We start from the raw sequence: 17962 nt of genomic DNA on the forward strand, positions 1-17962 counted from the left end.
CGTTATGTATTCGCTTTTTTCATTGAAAGATTATAGACAAGCAGAGAGCATTTGTCAATGCGAAGCATAATGCTCTTTCCAATGGGCGATGGCCACTTTCAGCACCGCCGCCGTCGGAACGGCAAGAATGAGGCCGAGCACGCCGGCGAGTTCACCGCCGGCAAAGAGGGCGAGCATAATGGCAAGCGGATGCATATGCACGCTTTTGCCGACGATCAGCGGCGACAAAACGTTCCCTTCTAAAAACTGCAGGGTAAAAATGATGACAAGCACGATCACGACCATTTTCAGCGAGACGGTGGCAGCCAAAATGACCGCTGGAACGGCGCCGATCAGCGGGCCAAAATACGGGATGATGTTCGTCACGCCAATGACAAAGCCGAGCAACAGCGGATAATCCATGCCGGCAAGCCACAAGCCGAGCGCCGCCGCCAGACCGATCGCCGCACAGACGAACAGCTGGCCGCGAATGTAGCCGCCGAGCGATTCATCGACATCCTTCAAAAACGCCATCCCCGGCCCACGCCACCGCTTCGGTGTCATGTACCAAACCGCTTTTTTCAACACATCGATGTCTTTTAACATATAGAAGACGATAAACGGAATGATCAACAGCGTCGCCGCCGAACCGATGAACGATTTGGCGGCATGAATCGCCATCGCGACGGCGGCCGCCGCTGCTTGCTCGATCTCGGCAAACATCCCCTCGATGCGTGTGTGCACCTCAAGCGGCCAATTCGACGTCTCGTCGTGGATGTGGCGCACCCATTGGCGGTATGTATTCATCAAAGACGGCAGCTGTTCATCCAGTTCACGCAACTGGGCGATGAATAGCGGCACGCCGCGGTACAAGCCGTAGCCGACCAAACCGAAAAACAACAAATAAATCAACAAAATGGCAAGGGCGCGCGGCATTCCTTTGCGATGGATGGATTCCACAAGCGGGTAGAGCAAATACGTAATAAACGACGCCAGCAAAAACGGCGTCAACACCGTTGCGATAAAATCGATGACCGGCCACCAAACGTCTTTCATCCGAACGATCAAATAGATGATTGCCGTAATCAGCAGCCATTTTCCGATGCGAAAGAACGACAGCCATTGTTGCTCGCCCATCGCCACACCTCCTACCGTTTAGTGTAGGAGATGCGGCGAGAAATATGCCTTCACCGCTTTTAGCACTATTTGACAGCCACAAGGCGCCGCCCCCGCGCAAAGGCGAGGGCGGCAGCGCCGTCAGCGGATCGCTTGCATCAAGCGGCGGCGCATCCTCCGCATCGTGCGACCGTTCATCCAATCGTTTCGTTGGGCGAGCTGATAAGCGGCGACGCCTAATCCGACTGCTAACAGCGACGTCATCATCCGGTTCATGCGTGTCCCCCCTAAAATTGGATCGTGCGTTCGTGGTCGTCAAACAAGTCGTCAAGGGAACTCAACGTTCCGTCTTCTTCCACTTGATGGGCGTGGATCATCCCTTTCGAGACGGACAGCTCAATAAAGCAATCCCAGCAGTAGTACTGGTTGACGCCGATTTTCCCTAAATTTTTTCGTTTGCAATTCGGGCAAATGAGCATGGACAGCCACTCTCCTTACATCGTTGTTTCCACGGTGACCACGCCTTCTCTGGCGGTGAACGGAGCGAGCTCCATTCGTTTCTTTCCTTCGGTCAAATCGGAAAAAAATCCCTCGCTGATCTCGTATCCGTCAATTTTGCCCAATTGCCCGTCAAAATATACGTCATCCAACAGTCCGATCGTTGTTCCGTCCGCGGCGACAACCATGCTGCCGGCGAGGCCGCGTTCGCCGTAAAGAGAGTGGCCGCTGTCAGGAGAAGGAAACGGCTGGAAGCTATCTGCATCACAGATGATGACTCGGTCGTTTTCGAACGACTGCACGGCTGAAAGCGGCAAATAGCGGCGGCGGCCGAACAAACCGTCCTGTTCCGCGACAAGCCCTTTGACCGCGCCGTGGCTGGTAAACCAAATGTCAGCGATCGTTCCGACCATTTTTCCCGTCGTTTGTTCATAAATGGGAAGGCCCTTGATGTCGGAAAACGTCCGCATCGTTCTCCCACCTTTCCAGCCACCTTTAGCTTGGCTCATCGCCCATAAAGTCATACGGCGTAACGTTTTCCATCCCCATGTTCGCCTCTTCAAACGGCAGTTCGACCTCGACAAACGGAGCCGCCGCCCCCGCCAGCTTCTCAGCGAGCGCCGTCTGGCGCGCTCCGTCGCTTTGTTTTGCGACGCCGAATCGAAACGCTTCCTCTTCCCCGCATAAAACGAGAAACTGCTTGCTTCTTGTCACCGCAGTATACAACAAATTCCGTTTCAACATCCGGTAATAGCTTTTGACGACGGGCAAAATGACGATTGGAAACTCGCTTCCTTGCGCCTTATGAACCGAACAGCAGTACGCATGGGTGATTTGTCCTAAATCTTGCCGTGTGTACGTCACTTCAATGCCATCAAACGAGACGACGAGCAAGTCTTGCTTTTCGATATTTTCTTTGGCGTAAAAAATGGCAACGATTTCGCCGATGTCGCCGTTAAACACATTGTCTTCCGGTTGATTGACGAGCTGCAGCACCTTATCGCCGACGCGGTAGACGACCTCACCGACCGACAGCTCCCGCTTCCCCTCAGCCGGCGGGTTGAACAGCTCTTGAAGCGCTTTGTTCAATTGGTCAATGCCCGCTGGACCACGGTACATCGGGGCGAGCACTTGAATATCTTTGACGGAAAACCCTTTTTTGCGCGCGTTGTCCGCGATTTGCCGCACGACATCGACGACCTGGCCCGCACGGCAGCGGATGAAGGAACGGTCTGCCTTCGGAGCGGTCAAATCGTCCGGCACGACGCCGCGCTTCATCTTATGGGCAAGCTCGATGATCGATGATCCTTCCGCCTGGCGATACACCTCGGTCAACCGAGCGAACGGAATGACGCCTGAAGAGAGCAAGTCTTTCAGCACTTGCCCTGGCCCGACGGATGGCAATTGATCCTCATCGCCGACGAAAATGACTTGCATGCCGTTTGGCACGGCTTTTAACAGCTGGTTGGCGAGCCACGTGTCGACCATCGACATCTCATCGATGACAAGCAGCTTGCCGGAAATCGGTTCGTTCTCGTCGCGGCTGAACCCTTCCGCCCCATTCCAGCCGAGCAAGCGGTGGATCGTCGCCGCCGGCAGCCCGGTCGCCTCGCTCATCCGCTTCGCCGCTCGGCCGGTCGGTGCGGCCAGCAGCACCGGAAACGGCTCGCCTTGTTTGTAGTCAGCCGGGTCAAGAGACAGGCCGTTTAGGGCGGCAAACAGCTCGACGATGCCTTTGATGACCGTCGTTTTCCCCGTTCCCGGACCGCCGGTCAAAATAAACAGCGGCGAAGAAAGCGCTTGTTGGATCGCTTCCCTTTGCTGGGGGGCATATTGCATGCCAAGCCGTTCCTCAAGCGCCCCAAGCGCCAGCAAAAACTCCGACTCGGCAAACGCCGACGGCGGCGTCTGCCCGAGCAGCCGCTTAATGTTGGAGACGATCCCTTTCTCGGCGAAGTAAAGGGAAGGGAGATAATAACGCCCTTGCTCGGCGATCAGCTTCCCTTCCTCGCTTAACATCAGAAGCGTTTGGCTGATCGCTCGTCCATCCACCGCACCGCTCAGCCTTCCGTCAAGCAGCTCCCCGATGCGCTCCATCAGCTCTTCCTCGCGCAAATAAACGTGCCCTTCCTGCAAGCACGCCTGTTCAAGAACAAACAACGAGGCGGCGCGCAGCCGGGCCGGATGGCTGCCGGAAATGCCGAGCTGGCGCCCGATTTCATCAGCGCGGCCAAAGCCGATCCCTTCGATATCCTCAACGAGCTGGTACGGGTTCTCGTGGATGATGTCAATCGCTTCTTCGCCATACGCTTGGTAAATTTTCATGGCCAGCTGCGGGCCAAAACCGAGCTGGGCGAGGGCGATCATCGTTTGCTCAAGCCCTTCGTGGGCGCGAAGCGCATCGTACAGCTGCTTCGCCTTTTTTTTCGTCAGCTTCGGCACACGCTCTAGCGCCTTGGGGTCGCGCAAAATCGCGGCGATCGCGTTTTCGCCGAGCGTCTCGACAATCGCCGCAGCCGTTTTTTTGCCGATTCCTTTAAACAAACCGCTCGATAAATAATGAATGACTCCTTCTTTCGTGTTCGGAAGCTGTTTGCGGAACTGACTAGCCGCATATTGGCGGCCAAAACGCGGATGTTGGCGGAATTGTCCGTAAAAGATGTAGACGTCCCCTTCGTTTAAACGCGGAAAATAGCCGGTGACGACGACTTCCTCCTCAACGGGCGCTTCATTCGTTTCCTCAACACGCACGCGGACGACCGTGTACAATGTTTCCTCGTTATGAAAAATGACCGCCAAGCACAATCCTTTAATGAACGTGCGTCCGTCAAGGGCGAGGATTTGTTGCTCTTGCAACAGCCATCCCCCTGCCTTTTTACGGCGCAAGCCGCTTTTCCATCAGTTTCTTTCCGTATCCGGCAAGCACGTGATCGGGCTTGGCTTCCAAGGCAGCGGCAAACATATGGCGGGCGGCATCGAGCTCATCTTTGTACGCATAAATGACGCCTAAATTGTAGTACGCATCAGCGTGGCGCGGATCGAGTTCCAACGTTTTTTCGAAATAACGCTTCGCCTCATCGACATAATCGAGCGTGGCGAGGCAAAGGCCAAGCTGAAACAGCGCTTCGGCATCCGTCTCGTTCAGCTCAGCCGCGCGCTGCAAATACGGCAGCGCCAGCCGCGGCATCTCGAGCCGCCATAAGGACATGCCGAGCATAAAATGCGTATCGGCATCGTCAAGACCAAGCCCAAGCGCGCGCTCAAACATATCTTTCGCTTTCGCGAACTGCTCACGCTTATAATGCACTGTACCCATGCCGTAATACGCGGCCGCCGCCTTCTTGTCAATTTTCAGCGCCTGTCGGAAACAGTCAAGCGCCTTCTCTTCTTCACCGGCAGCAACGAGAACCGTGCCGATGTTAATGTACCCGGCCGGATCGTCCGGATGCTGTTCGACCGCAGCGGAAAAACAGCGGATGGCTTCCTCATACTTCCCCTCGCGCATATACGCCAAGCCTTGTTCGTTGAAATTGGCCATCGCCCATCCCCCCTGATTCAACGTGATTTTCAAGCAACGGCCCCCAGCCTAATAGCCTGATTGAAGATCGTGCGCACCGGCACATCCGTCAACCAACATACCAAAGCTTTTCGCCGTTGCGGAACACTTCATCGATCGTGCCGCCGCCGAGGCATTCCTCGCCGTTGTAAAAAACAACCGCCTGCCCCGGCGTCACCGCCCGCGCCGGCGCATCAAACACGACTTCCGCCCCGCCGTCCGCAAGCGGGTGGACCGTCACGCCGACATCAGGCTGACGATAGCGAAATTTCGCCGTGCAACGGAACGGCGCTTCCGGCTTGCGGTCAGACACCCAGTTGACATCGACCGCCTTTAGCGAGGTGGAATACAAATATTCGTTTTCAAACCCTTGGGCGACATACAGCACATTTTCGCGCACATCTTTGCCGACGACAAACCACGGTTCGCCGCTGCCGCCGATGCCAAGGCCGTGGCGCTGGCCGATCGTGTAATACATGACGCCGTCATGCCGCCCTTTCACTTCGCCATCGAGCGTTTTCATCACTCCCGGCTGGGCCGGCAAATAATGGCTCAAAAATTCTTTGAAATCGCGTTCACCGATAAAACAAATGCCCGTGCTGTCTTTTTTTCCAGCGGTGGCGAGCCCAGCCTCTTTCGCAATCCGGCGCACGTCCGCTTTCTGCAAATGGCCGATCGGAAACATCACTTTCGACAGCTGAGCTTGGCCGAGCTGGTTTAAAAAGTACGTTTGATCTTTGTTCGGGTCGGCTCCGCGCAGCATTTTATATTCGCCATCGCGAAACTCGACGCGGGCGTAATGGCCGGTTGCGATGTAATCGGCGCCGATCGACATGGCGTGCTCTAAAAACGCCTTGAACTTAATTTCCTTATTGCACATCACGTCCGGGTTCGGCGTGCGCCCGGCTTTGTATTCATTCAAAAAGTACGTAAACACTTTGTCCCAATACTGTTTTTCAAAATTGACCGCATAATACGGGATGCCGATTTGGTTGCAGACGCGCACGACATCTTCGTAGTCCTCAGTCGCCGTGCAAACGCCGTTTTCATCGGTGTCATCCCAGTTTTTCATAAAAATGCCGATCACATCATATCCTTGTTCTTTCAATAGCAGCGCAGCGACCGACGAGTCGACCCCGCCGGACATGCCGACGACGACGCGCGTTTCGTGCGGCGCTTTGTTCATGCTGTTTCCCCCCTTTAGCGGTTTGTGAGCCGCTTTATGATCTTCACGGTTTCCTCGGCCGCCCGCTCGATTTGTTCCATCGTATTGCCGAGCCCGAAGCTGAAGCGCACAGACGAACGGATGCGCTCCGACTCTTTTCCGCACATCGCGACAAGCACGTGCGACGGGTCGATTGACCCGGCGGTGCATGCTGACCCGCTCGAGGCGGCAATGCCGGCTAAATCCAAGTTCACGAGCAGCGATTCGACATTCGTTCCCGGGAAGGCGACATTCAAAATATGCGGCAGGCCATCCGGGCGGCCGTTGACCGCATAGTCGATCCCTGAGGAGCGGAAAATCGCAAGCATCGCCTCGCGCCACGCCGCATATTGCCGACGTTTCTCTTCCCTTGTTCGCTCAGCGATTTCCGCCGCCTGCGCCAAGCCGATGATGCCGGGGACGTTTTCCGTGCCGGCGCGCCGCTTCCGCTCCTGTTCGCCGCCGAAAAGGAGCGGAGTGATGCGGACCGTTTCCCGGACATAAAGCGCGCCGCTTCCTTTCGGGCCGTTGATTTTATGAGCGGAAATCGACAGCAAATCGATCCCGTATTCATTCACATCGATCGGAAGAAGCCCGTACGCCTGGACGGCGTCCGTATGGAAATAAGCCGGATGATCGCGAAGCAGCGCCCCGATTTCGCGAATCGGCTGGATCGTGCCGACTTCGTTGTTGGCAAACATGACCGACACCAAAACGGTCTCATCGCGCAGCGCGGCCTTGACATCCTCGACCGATACCGTCCCTTGTTCGTCAACGGGCAAATACGTGACCTCAAACCCTTGCGTCTCTAAATATTCACAAGCGCGCAGCACCGCATGATGCTCGATGGCGGTTGTAATGATATGATTGCCGCGGCCGCGGTTCGCTATGGCCGTTCCGATGACCGCAAAGTTATCTGCTTCCGTGCCGCCGCTTGTAAACACAATCTCCGTCTCTTTCGCCCCAATCGAGCGGGCGATGACAGCCCTCGCTTCATCGACCGCGCGGCGGCTCTGCCGTCCAAAATGATGGATGCTTGACGGGTTGCCGAACTGTTCCGTCATCCACTGGACCATACCGGCAGCCACGTCTGGATGGACCGGGGAAGTTGCCGCATGGTCCAAATAAATCCGTTCCAACGGCCATTCTCCTTTCCTTTCTGTATGCTTAAATATAAAACATATATGCCCCTTCATCCCCGTCGCTATACTTCGCCAAATCTTCGAGCGTTGTGCTGTCGAGCACTTCCTCGACCGCATCGCGGATGCGAATCCATAGCTCGCGCTTCGCCGGCTCTTCCTCCTCGAGCTCCTCGACCGGGGCCAGCGGCCCCTCCAACACGCGCAAAATGTCGCCGGCGGTGATTTTCGCCGGATGTTCAGCAAGCACATAGCCGCCATACGCTCCGCGAATGCTTTTGACGAGCCCGGCGTTGCGCAGCGGCGTGACGAGCTGCTCTAAATAATGTTCGGATAAATTGTTCGCCTTGGCGATCGAACGAAGCGAGATCGGACGATCGCCATATTTTTTGGCCAATTCAATCATAATCGTCAAGCCATATCGGCCTTTCGTCGAAATCTTCATTCATATCCCTCCTAACGGCTTAACCCTTGCATCCGAGTGCCGGCGGCCGGTCCAAGCAGGCGGCTTGCGACCTTTTGGCATTGCGGCAGCGCCAAGCCGGCAATCGAACCGATCGTCACACAAAAAAGGAACGTGCCAAACGACACCGGGCCGCCGAGCAACCAGCCGGCCAACAGCACGAACGCTTCGATCCCGATGCGAAGGTACGCCACGTTCCATCCGGTCAGCTCGGTCAAAGCGAGCATGAAACGCCTGTGTTATTATATCATAAAAATCCCTTTCCCTTCACGGCTGAACCTTGACCTCTTGTTTCAACTGCTCAAGCCGCCGGTACACTTTGGCGTAATGTTTTTCCTCGCCATGCTCTTTCGGTTCATAATAGCGGACGCCTTCCAGAGCGGAGGGCAAATACGTTTGCGCCACCCAGCTGTTCGGATAATCGTGCGGATACAAGTAGCCTTGTCCACGCCCGAGTGCAGCCGCCCCTTTGTAATGAGCGTCTTTTAAATGATCCGGAATATCGCCAAGCTTGCCGGAACGGACATCGGCAATGGCAGCGTCCAGCGCCTTGTAAGCACTGTTGGATTTCGGGCTTAAACAGAGTTCAATCGTCACAACCGCGAGCGGAATGCGCGCTTCCGGCAGCCCGAGGCGTTCCGCCGCTTCGACCGCTGCCTGTACTTTCACTCCCATCATCGGATTGGCAAGTCCGATATCCTCATAAGCCATCACAAGCAATCTCCGGCAAACGGCCGCCAAGTCTCCGCCTTCAAGCAGACGGGCCAAATAATGAAGCGCGGCATCGGCATCGCTGCCGCGCACGCTTTTTTGAAACGCGGACAACAACGAATAATAATGATCGCCATATTTGTCATGGGTAAAACCGCGGTTTGCGGTGCATGAAGCCACGATATCCTCATCAATATACAAGCGGCCGTGGCGCTCATCGGCAGCCGCAACCGCCGCCTCCAGAAGCGAAAGCGCGACGCGCGCATCCCCACCGGCTGCCTCGGCGATGCGCCATAACAACGACTCGTCAATGACAACCGGCGGCTCGCCGACCCCTCGTTCCGGATCAGCGAGCGCCCGTTTCAGAATGATCAAGAGGTCATCCGGCGTGAGCGGTTTCAGTTGTTGGATTTGCCCGCAGCGGCTGCGAATGGCGGGATTGACCTCGTGAAACGGGTTTTCCGTTGTGGCGCCAATCAAGGTCACGAGCCCGGATTCGAGATGCGGCAACAAAACGTCTTGCTGCGCTTTATTCAGCCGATGGATTTCGTCGATAAACAACACGACGTTCCCTGACCAGCGCGCCGCTTCGACTGCCTCTTCGATTTCCTTTTTGCCGGCGGTCGTCGCATTGATGGCGACCCATTCGCGCCCGGCGGTGCGGGCAATGGCGTAAGCGAGTGACGTCTTCCCTGTCCCCGGCTCTCCGTAAAGCAAAAGCGAGGGAACATGACCTTTTTTGACCATTTTATAAAGCGGCGTACTAGGGCCAATGATGTGCTGTTGCCCAACGATCTCATCGATCGTCCGCGGCCGCATCCGCCAAGCAAGCGGCTCCGTCGTTTTGGGCATGCCGACCCCCTCCTTGAGATTGATGACGCTATGTTCACAGACATCCTCCGATGCCGCCTATTCATTTTCGGCGAATGGGGCGTCTCCCCGTGGGAAGAGCGGTGGTTTTAATCAAAATAGCGTTCAATGGCCTCCTTCAACTCATTGTACAGCGGAAGCGAGTATTTCGCCAAATAGAGCAAAAGCGCCTCCACCATAAACCGCCTAGCTGTCTCCCCTTTCTCGAGTTCTTCCTTCAATAAGCGCAGCGAGCGAAGAATATCGTCTTCAACCGGACGCAGCGCCGCCATGCGCTCTAAACAGCTGATGGCCCGTTCTTTCCATTGACTCCGCTCTTGGGTCGCCGCAGCCATGTAATCCGCCATCATCGTTTCATCGAGCAACCCCGTCTTGCCGTCAAGCAGGCTGGCAACGATGGCATCAAGCCGATCGAGCAAGAAGGGGGCAAGCTTCTCAGGAAGCAGCGGCTTTCGGTCTACCGCCAAGTAAATCAGATATTCTTTCAGCATTCCGTTGAGCATCGTCGCGCAATCAAACGAAACTGGACGCACTTGTTCGCCGTATATGTCTTCAATCGCCCGGCGATACCAGTGGAGCGTATGGGCGCGGATGCGAAACACCAGATGCTGCACCTCATGGCTCACCTTCACGGCTTGTTCGCCCAACTGCATTTGCACCAGCTCTTTATGTTCGTCAAACAGCTGGATTTGTACAGTCAACTGACGCCTTAACCGCTCGCGCGCGGTTAAGGAGGGATCAGCCTCGATTTGTTTAAGCTGGTGAAACAAGACTTCATAATGGTAGCGGAAAATCGATACAGCCAACTCTTCTTTTGATTTGAAATAATTGTAAATCGAACCTTTGGCTACTCCGCTCCGTTCGGCGATTTCCTGCATGGAGGTAGCGTGATAGCCTTTTTCGGCGAATAATTTCATCGCCGTTTCAATGATGTCCTCTTTCCGTCCCAATGTTTTCTCCTTCCTTACTCCTTCTTCATGTCCATTATAGTCGATCTTGCCATGAAAAAAAATGCCGGACGGCCCGTTATCCGGCCATCCAGCCCTGTCATTTTGCCATCGGTTCGCGTTTTGCCGTCCGGAAGAAAAACGCCTCATACATCGCAGGAATGAACACAAGCGTCAATAACGTCGACGACGTCAGGCCGCCGATGACCGTGATGGCCAGCCCTTTCGAAATCAACGTGCCGGCCTCATTCGTCAGCGCAAGCGGAATGAGCGCTGTCACAGTCGCAAAGGCTGTCATTAAAATCGGCCGCAGCCGTGTTTTGCCGGCTTCAATGATGGCGCTTCGCACCGTCATCCGTTTTTGTTCGCGGTTTTGCCCGATTCGATCCACCAGCACGATCGCATTGGTCGTCACGATGCCAATGAGCATCAACAAGCCGATCATGACGCTGATGGAAAGCGGCTCATCGGCCACATACAAAGCAAACAGCGAACCGATGGGAACAAACAAAAGGGAAGATAAAATGATCAGCGGCACCCGCACTTTGCCAAATGTAATCAGCATCGTCAAATACACAAGCCCGATGGCCGCCGCCATGGCCACACCGAGCTCGCGGAACGTCTGCACCGTCTCATCGCTTCCGCCGCCCGTTTTCACTGTGACATCGGATGGGATCTTCAAATCATTTACATGTTTCGAAATATCATTCGTGACTTTCTGAATGTTGTCGCCGACAATCTGGGCGGATACGCGGGCAAACACTTTTCCGTCCAGCTTTTGAATGGACGTATACACGTCCGCCTCTTTCACTTCGGCGACAGCTGAAAGTGGAATCACTCCGTTTCTCGTCACGATCGGAAGCTCTTTCAACTCATCGATCGATCCCAACGTTTCATCATACGAAAGTTCGACTTGCTCATCCTTGCCGCCGAGTTTCAGCGTCCCTACATCGACCGGTTTGGTTGCATCGGCCACCGCCCCGAGCAATTGCATGCCCGAAACGCCATAAGCGGCCGCCTTTTCCGGATCAATGGCGACAATCACTTGTTTTTGCTTTTCCGTCAAGTTATTCGTCACATCTTTGACATCATCGCGTTGTTTTAAATACGTCTCGACCTGTTTGGCTGCTGTTTGGAGCGCCTCCAAGTCATTGGAGTATAAGTCAATATTCACGTTATTATTCGTTGGCGGCCCTCCGCTCGACATCTCTTGCACGCCCACTTTGGCCCCGGGCGCGAGCTGATTGGCGATGCGGCGCATTTCTTTTTCGAGAACGGCCACGGTTTTCGCGGTGTCAGCGCTGTCCTTTAATAGAATATAATAGCTGGCTTGATTGGGCCGTTTCAATCCTGTGCGGAAATCGCGGCTTCCCACTGCGGCGGTGACGCTCTCGACATCGCTTCGTTTTAAAAACATCTTTTCCATCTCCAACGACACATCATTCGTTTTGACCACCGATGTGGAAGCCGGCAGTTCAATGCTCGCCACCAGCGTTTTCTGCTCTTCGTTCGGCAAAAACGTAAATCCAAGTTTCGGCACGAGCGCCAATGAACCAACCAATAGCACAACCGACAACACAAAGACAATCGCTTTATGGTTGAGCGCCCATTCAATGATTCGGCCATACAGACGCTGAAGCGCTCCTTCTTTTTCCTCTGGCGGCACACGGCGGAACGAAAATTTCGCTAAAATCGGCACAACCGTCACGGCCACCAACAAAGAGGCCAACAGGGCAAACGTAATCGTCAAGGCAAAAGGCAGGAAAAATTCCCCTGTAATGCCCCCAACAAGCCCGAGAGGCAAAAAGACGACAACCGTTGTGATGGTCGAGGACACAATCGCTTTGACAATTTCTTTCGTTGATTGCTCGACTAAATCATCGCTCATGCCTGTTTTCTCCCGGCGGACGCGGCGGAAAATATTTTCGATCACGACAATGCTGTCATCCACGACTCGGCCGACGGCGACGGCCATGCCGCCAAGCGTCATGACATTGAGGGTAATATCCATGCGATTGAGAAAAATGGCCGATACAAGCAGCGAGAGCGGAATCGAGACGATGGCAATCACAGTCGCCCGAACGTTGCGCAAAAAGAGCAAGACGGCCAGCGAAGCGAACAGCGCCCCGAGCAGCCCTTCACGGACAAGCGATTCAACGGATTGTTTGATGCCAGCTGACGAATCAAACCCGATGGAATAATCAAACTGATGTTTGTAGGAATTCAGCACGTTGATCACTTGGTCTGCCACTTCAATCGTATTGGCATCTTGTTTTTTCGTCACCGCCATCGACAGCGATGGCTTCAAATTATAGCGGGTGAATTCGCTTTGCTCGTTGACTTCCTCAATCGTCGCAATATCCCCAAGCTTCACGGACGCAACGCGCTGCAATCCATTCGCCGCCATAGGAACAGCTGTCGGCACGAGTTTCAGATTTTTCAACTCATGGATGGTGTTCAATTTTTCCTCGACGCGAACAGGAATTTGCCATGTATCGGTTTGCAACGTTCCAGCCGGGAACGCCAACACCTTTTCATTGATTTGGTTTTTAATCTCTGACAAGTTCAATCCCGCCTGAGCAGCCTTTTTCCGATCGACTGTGATCCGGATGAGGCGCTCGCTGTCTCCACCGATCGAAACGGAATTCACCCCGTCGATTTTATTCAATTCTGGAATCACTTCGGTTTCCAGCAACGTTTGCAGATCGGTTCCGTTTTTGGCAAACAAGGAAATGTTGAAAACCGGGATGGAACCGAATGAAAACCGATTGACTTCCGTTTGGACATGATCGGGCAATCCTGCCTTATCAATGAGCGATTCGACCTGCCGCTCCATTTTCTCCATATCTGTCCGAAACGGGAATTCAAGATTGATAACAGCCATTCCTTCATAGGAAGAACTCTGCATTTGCTTAAGCCCGTCAAGGGACTTCAGTTTTTCCTCGAGCTTGGCCGTGACCTCCTCATTCACGTCTTGCGGAGAAGCCCCAGGATAGACCGCTTCAATCGACAACTGGGGAAATTCAATGTTCGGCAGCAAATCGACCTTCAAGGAGGAGAAGGAATACAGTCCTAGAAACATGAGCAAAAACGAACATACAAACACAGCTGCCGCATTTTTCAAACTGAACCTAGTCAAAAACGTCATCATGCCACCTCTCATCCCACGATTTTGACCAATCAGTCTAATTATTTTGAACTGACCGGTCATACAAAACTATTTCTATGATACATGAAAATGGGAAAAATGAAAAGGGCGAAGTTTAAAGTGGAAATCAAACGGAAAAACTATGACCATATCAACATTACCATTTGATGGGGTGGACAACATGAAAACAAGACAGGATGCTTGGTCACATGAAGAAGATGTACTGTTGGCTGAAACGGTGCTGCAATATATACGCGAAGGAAAAACGCAACTTGCCGCTTTTGAAGTCGTTGGGAGACAACTGCACCGCACAGCGGCAGCATGCGGATTCCGTTGGAACGCCGAGGTGCGCAAACGGTACGTTGAGGCGATCGAACAGGCAAAAAAGCAGCGGAAAGAACGGAAACGGGCGCTCGAAATGATGAAAAAGTGGCAAAAAGACAATACGGTTGCTGCTTGGAGTCCTTCTGGAGAACGGGACGGCGCCGAAGGGTCATCGCCTTTTCTCCCGGCAGCCCCATTGACACTGGAGCAGTGCATTTCATTTTTGCAAACATTGCGGCGCGGCATCGAGGAGATGGAAGCGATCCGCCAAGACAACGAGCGCCTGAAACGCGAGCGGGCGGAATGGCAGGCGCGGAACGAACAGCTTGCTCAAAAACTCGAACGCCTTGAAACGAGGCAGACCACCGTGCAAGAAGATTATGAGGCGCTCGTGAAAATCATGGCCCGCGCCCGCCAGCTCGCTTCCGAAGAAGGCGACCGCTTCTCTCTTGCCCAGCTGTTTGCCGCCGAGGCGAACGGATCGAACGAATCGCTCGCCCATTCATAAAAAAAGAAGGTGCCCCAACAAGCATCGGGACACGTTTTCACCGCTGGAACGACGGACAGCGCCCGCAACAAACCGGTGAATGCACCGGATGTTTACAGGAACCTTCGCCTTCCCATTTTGTTCGAAGTCAACTACCCCCACTTCGCTCACGCTTGAAGTGGGGGCTTGCCACTCCCCAGAAGTGCGAGCGGACTTCGTCCTCCTTCCTTGACTTGGGGTTGCATCAGGGGGCAGGTTGACAGCTGCCCAACGACGCAGGTCATGCCTGCATCGTTACCGATTCTCTCGGTGTGTCTGTTGGCAGTACTTGGCTTCCACACACAACAGACAGACCTACGCTCGATATTTGACGGTTGCAACGTTTCCTGCAACCAACTCCATACATCGAGCAGCCGTTATTGGAGTGCCTTTATTGAACGGTTTTCTCCACGTCTTTATTCTATCATACCACAAAAGAAAGGGGGAACGCGCATTCCTCTCCCACTTCCTCCCTTTGGTCGTTGAAGTGGGAGTCTCCTGCGCGAAATAGGATGAAGGTGGAAGAGTTCAATCGTCGCCAACGCGCCTTATAGGAATTCCCTCTAATAGACGATTTATCACGTAGGAAGCCATAATGAGCCCGGCAACTGATGGAACGAAAGCATTCGAAGACGGCGGCATTTTCGCCTTGCGGATCGGCGAAGCGTCATTGCCGACAACCTGGCGGACATCTTCGCGGATTTTCACCGGCTTCTCGTCGGAAAAGACGACCGGAATGCCGCGGCGGATCCCTTCTTTGCGCAGCTTGGCGCGGATGACTTTCGCGATCGGATCGGTGTGTGTTTTCGAAATATCGGCAATGCGGAACCGGGTCGGATCCATTTTGTTCGCCGCACCCATGCTGGAGATGATCGGAATGCCGCGCTTGAGGCATTGTTTCATCAAATGCACTTTGTACACAATCGTGTCGGACGCATCGATGACAAAATCCAGATCATAGGCGAAAAATTGCTCATACGTCTCTTCCGTATAAAACATTTGCAAAGCGATCACCTCGCACGCCGGGTTGATGTCGGCGATGCGCTCTTTCATGAGCTCCACTTTCGGACGCCCGATGGTCGAGAGCAACGCATGGATTTGCCGGTTGATGTTGGTGATATCGACGTTATCGCGATCAACAAGCACCAAGCGGCCAATGCCGGAACGGGCGAGCGCCTCGACGGCGAACGACCCCACGCCGCCGACGCCAAGGACGGCGACGGTGGCGTTTTTTAAGCGTTCCAACCCTTCAGGGCCAATCGCGAGTTCATTGCGGGAAAATTGATGCAGCATCGTTCTCCTCTCCGTTTGCTCCAAAATTGGTGTTTATGCCGCTTTTTATCCTACCATCAAGACAGCAAAAGAGGCAACGGCATTTTGCTGGCAAAACAAAACCCCTACGCGGCCATCCGCATAGGGGAAATGTTGTTGATTCCTTACTGTTGCCAGTCCCAATCGTGCCGTCGATGCCTTCGTTTTGAACCCGCTCTCCCATAGGTGGGTGCCCTGTTCCAAGGTTTGCGCTTCCCCTGTGACGAAGAGGCGTGCACGCCGCTTGGAAACCCCGAGCTCCCGGATCATAAACTGTTCGGTCAAAACGATCAGTGATCCGACGAACACATTAGGACGGTTGTTAGTTTGATTGTAACACATTTTTCAGCCTTTGTGAACACCTATTGCCAACGTTTCTTTTTCAGATGCCGCTGTCACTCGTTTTCCGGAAGCACAACCGCCAAGTGCAGCTCCTCGAGCTGCTTGTCGCTGACCGGCCCCGGCGCTTCGGTAAGCAAGCAGCTCGCGCTCGCCGTTTTCGGAAACGCGATCGTATCGCGCAAGTTCGTGCGCCCAGCGAGCAACATCACCAGCCGGTCAAGGCCAAGCGCAATGCCGCCGTGCGGCGGAGTGCCGTATTCAAACGCCTCAAGCAAGAATCCGAACTGACGGCGCGCTTCTTCTTCGCTGAACCCTAAGGCGCGGAACATTTTTTCTTGCACGTCCCGCTCGAAAATGCGGAGCGAGCCGCCGCCAAGCTCATAGCCATTTAAGACGAGGTCGTACGCCTGCGCGCGGACGGCGCTTGGGTTTGTCTCCAACAGCGGAATGTCGTCGCGCACCGGCATCGTAAACGGATGGTGGGCGGCGTAATAGCGCCCTTCTTCTTCGTCATACTCCAAAAGCGGCCAATCCGTCACCCACAAAAACGCGAGCTTCGCTTCGTCGATCAAGCCGAGCTCCTTGCCAAGCTTCAGCCGCAACGCGCCGAGCGCCGCGGCGACGATCGCTTTTTCGTCGGCGACAAACAAAAGCAAATCTCCGTCTTCGACAGCAAGCGCTCGACGCAGCGCCGCCTGTTCCTCATCGGTGAAAAACTTGGCGATCGGTCCTTTCAGCTCTTCGCCTTCCGCTTTCAGCCAGGCGAGCCCTTTCGCCCCGTAGCGGCCGGCAAATTCTCCTAAGGCGTCAATATCTTTACGCGAATAGCGAGGGGCAGCGCCTTTCGCGTTGATCGCCTTCACTTGGCCTCCTTCTTTGACGGCGCGGGCGAACACTTGAAATGCTGAATCACGAACGATTTCCGATACGTCGACGAGCTCGAGGCCAAAGCGTATATCCGGCTTGTCCGAGCCGTAGCGGCTCATCGCCTCGTCATACGTGATGCGCGGAAACGGGCGCGGGATGTCGATCCCTTTTGCCGCTTTCACGACGGCAGCCATCATCCGTTCGGTTAAATCGATAATATCCTCTTGTTCGATAAACGACATTTCGATGTCGATTTGCGTAAATTCCGGCTGGCGGTCGGCGCGCAAATCCTCGTCACGGAAGCAACGGGCGATTTGGTAGTACCGTTCCACGCCGCCGACCATGAGCAGCTGCTTAAAAATTTGCGGCGACTGCGGCAACGCGTAAAATTCGCCCGGATGGACGCGGCTTGGCACCAAATAGTCACGCGCCCCTTCCGGCGTGCTTTTCGTCAACATCGGCGTTTCAATTTCCAAAAAGCGTTCGCTATCCAAAAAGTCGCGCACCGTCTTTGTGATTTTGTGGCGAAGCGCCAGTGTTTGAAACATGACTGGGCGGCGCAAATCCAAATACCGATATTTTAAGCGCACGTCTTCCGCCGCATCCGTGTCATCGGAAATCGAAAACGGCGGCGTTTTTGCCTCGTTGATGATCTCGATTCGTTCGGCCTGAATTTCAATGCGGCCGGTCGCGATGTTCGGATTGACCGTCTCGGGCGCGCGGGCGACGACCGTTCCTTCGACGCTTAAAACGTATTCGCTCCGCACGCGCTCCGCTGCCGCCAGCGCTTCAGCCGACACGTCCGGGCTGGCGACAACTTGGACGATGCCCGTTCGGTCGCGCAAGTCAATGAAAATGAGGCCGCCTAAGTCGCGGCGCTTTTGCATCCAGCCTTTGAGCACGACGCGCTCGCCGACGGCCGTTTCCGGCACTTCTCCGCAATAATACGTCCGTTCCATTC

General features: G+C 54.5%; 16 protein-coding genes, 1 other RNA gene and 1 other annotated feature (1 of these 18 running past the window's edge). Of the genes, 1 reads left to right on the top strand and 16 read right to left on the bottom strand.

Annotated features, from left to right (window positions below; translation table 11 throughout):
- Positions 1 to 7: a binding site (T-box leader), on the bottom strand; it reaches 218 nt to the left of the window's first position.
- Positions 8 to 54: 47 nt separating this feature from the next.
- From GZ1_RS01400 to GZ1_RS01455, 13 genes are all read right to left on the bottom strand, one after another.
- Positions 55 to 1116 carry an AI-2E family transporter gene (locus GZ1_RS01400; protein WP_060787726.1) on the bottom strand — a complete coding sequence of 354 codons (1062 nt, stop codon included), beginning with the start codon at positions 1114 to 1116 and terminating at the stop codon, positions 55 to 57.
- Positions 1117 to 1236: 120 nt separating this feature from the next.
- Entirely contained in the window at positions 1237 to 1371 is a 135-nt protein-coding gene (locus tag GZ1_RS17900; protein WP_013144658.1) for a YrzQ family protein, read from the bottom strand.
- A gap of 11 nt (positions 1372 to 1382) precedes the next feature.
- On the bottom strand, positions 1383 to 1574 hold the full coding sequence (locus tag GZ1_RS01405) for a YrzR-like zinc ribbon domain (protein WP_008881018.1): 192 nt from the start codon (positions 1572 to 1574) through the stop codon (positions 1383 to 1385).
- Between the two features lie 15 nt (positions 1575 to 1589).
- Positions 1590 to 2063 (bottom strand): PRC-barrel domain-containing protein, encoded by a 474-nt coding sequence (locus tag GZ1_RS01410; protein ID WP_060787727.1) that lies wholly within the window; start codon positions 2061 to 2063, stop codon positions 1590 to 1592.
- 25 nt (positions 2064 to 2088) lie between these two features.
- Positions 2089 to 4449 (bottom strand): SF1B family DNA helicase RecD2, encoded by a 2361-nt coding sequence (gene recD2, locus GZ1_RS01415; protein ID WP_060787750.1) that lies wholly within the window; start codon positions 4447 to 4449, stop codon positions 2089 to 2091.
- A 19-nt stretch (positions 4450 to 4468) separates the two neighbouring features.
- On the bottom strand, positions 4469 to 5131 hold the full coding sequence (locus tag GZ1_RS01420; RefSeq protein WP_033005219.1) for a tetratricopeptide repeat protein: 663 nt from the start codon (positions 5129 to 5131) through the stop codon (positions 4469 to 4471).
- Between the two features lie 88 nt (positions 5132 to 5219).
- Complete coding sequence (mnmA, locus tag GZ1_RS01425) at positions 5220 to 6335, bottom strand: tRNA 2-thiouridine(34) synthase MnmA (protein WP_011232040.1); 1116 nt, start codon at positions 6333 to 6335, stop codon at positions 5220 to 5222.
- Positions 6336 to 6349: 14 nt separating this feature from the next.
- Positions 6350 to 7492, bottom strand: a complete 1143-nt coding sequence (locus tag GZ1_RS01430; RefSeq protein WP_013524205.1) for a cysteine desulfurase family protein — start codon at positions 7490 to 7492, stop codon at positions 6350 to 6352.
- A 28-nt stretch (positions 7493 to 7520) separates the two neighbouring features.
- Positions 7521 to 7937, bottom strand: a complete 417-nt coding sequence (gene cymR / locus GZ1_RS01435) for a cysteine metabolism transcriptional regulator CymR (RefSeq protein WP_015375472.1) — start codon at positions 7935 to 7937, stop codon at positions 7521 to 7523.
- A gap of 11 nt (positions 7938 to 7948) precedes the next feature.
- Complete coding sequence (locus GZ1_RS01440; protein ID WP_060787728.1) at positions 7949 to 8182, bottom strand: hypothetical protein; 234 nt, start codon at positions 8180 to 8182, stop codon at positions 7949 to 7951.
- 40 nt (positions 8183 to 8222) lie between these two features.
- A complete protein-coding gene (locus GZ1_RS01445) occupies positions 8223 to 9518 on the bottom strand; it encodes a replication-associated recombination protein A (RefSeq protein ID WP_020754560.1) in 1296 nt (431 codons plus the stop codon).
- A gap of 107 nt (positions 9519 to 9625) precedes the next feature.
- Positions 9626 to 10486, bottom strand: coding sequence for a TetR/AcrR family transcriptional regulator (locus tag GZ1_RS01450; protein ID WP_060787729.1), 861 nt, complete (start codon positions 10484 to 10486; stop codon positions 9626 to 9628).
- Between the two features lie 97 nt (positions 10487 to 10583).
- Positions 10584 to 13631, bottom strand: coding sequence for an efflux RND transporter permease subunit (locus GZ1_RS01455; RefSeq protein WP_060787751.1), 3048 nt, complete (start codon positions 13629 to 13631; stop codon positions 10584 to 10586).
- A 181-nt stretch (positions 13632 to 13812) separates the two neighbouring features.
- On the opposite strand from GZ1_RS01455, the gene GZ1_RS01460 reads away from it, so the two are divergent.
- Positions 13813 to 14463: an RsfA family transcriptional regulator gene (locus GZ1_RS01460; protein ID WP_060787730.1), complete on the top strand. Its 651-nt coding sequence runs from the start codon at positions 13813 to 13815 to the stop codon at positions 14461 to 14463.
- A gap of 546 nt (positions 14464 to 15009) precedes the next feature.
- Here GZ1_RS01460 and GZ1_RS01465 read toward each other — a convergent pair.
- The 3 genes from GZ1_RS01465 to aspS form a co-directional block, all read right to left on the bottom strand.
- Positions 15010 to 15774, bottom strand: coding sequence for a tRNA threonylcarbamoyladenosine dehydratase (locus tag GZ1_RS01465; protein WP_020756171.1), 765 nt, complete (start codon positions 15772 to 15774; stop codon positions 15010 to 15012).
- Between the two features lie 151 nt (positions 15775 to 15925).
- A non-coding RNA gene (gene ssrS, locus GZ1_RS01470) (6S RNA) lies at positions 15926 to 16112 on the bottom strand.
- 75 nt (positions 16113 to 16187) lie between these two features.
- On the bottom strand, positions 16188 to 17960 hold the full coding sequence (gene aspS / locus GZ1_RS01475) for an aspartate--tRNA ligase (protein ID WP_060787731.1): 1773 nt from the start codon (positions 17958 to 17960) through the stop codon (positions 16188 to 16190).
- Positions 17961 to 17962 lie beyond the last annotated feature (2 nt).

The sequence above is a fragment of the Geobacillus zalihae NBRC 101842 genome (assembly GCF_001544135.1).
Lineage (GTDB): Bacteria > Bacillota > Bacilli > Bacillales > Anoxybacillaceae > Geobacillus > Geobacillus zalihae.